The sequence below is a fragment of the Microcoleus sp. BROC3 genome, from assembly GCF_036702515.1.
In the GTDB taxonomy this organism is placed as follows: Bacteria; Cyanobacteriota; Cyanobacteriia; order Cyanobacteriales; family Microcoleaceae; genus Microcoleus.
In genome coordinates, this window is record NZ_JAUBTQ010000017.1 from 3,156 (window position 1) to 3,604 (window position 449).

General features: G+C 53.2%; 1 protein-coding gene. It reads right to left on the minus strand.

Annotated elements, in window-relative coordinates; all coding sequences use genetic code 11:
• Positions 1-449 (minus strand): tetratricopeptide repeat protein (locus tag QUB30_RS33845; RefSeq protein WP_333333758.1); only part of this gene is annotated, 449 nt, incomplete at both ends.

Below are 449 nucleotides of genomic sequence, written 5' to 3' on the forward strand. Positions count from 1 at the left end.
TAATACTCTAGCGCTTTGAGTTGTTCTCCCAATTGTGAGTAGACTAAGCCGATGTTGTTGAGGGTCATAGCTTCCCCACGGCGATCGCCGGTTGCCCGACTCAGGGGAAGCGACTGGCTGTAATACTCTAGCGCTTTGAGTTGTTCTCCCAATTGTGAGTAGACTAAGCCGATGTTGTTGAGGGTCATAGCTTCCCCGCCGCGATCGCCTGTTGCCCGAAACAGGGGAAGCGACTGGCTGTAATACTCTAGTGCTTTCTGTTGTTCTCCCAAATCTGAGTAGACACCGCCGATGTTTTTGAGGGTGGCAGCTTCCCCGCCGCGATCGCCTGTTGCCCGAAACAGGGGAAGCGACTGGCTGTAATACTCTAGCGCTTTCTGTTTTTCTCCCAATTGTGAGTAGACACTGCCGATGTTGTTGAGGGTGGCAGCTTCCCCATTGCGATCGCC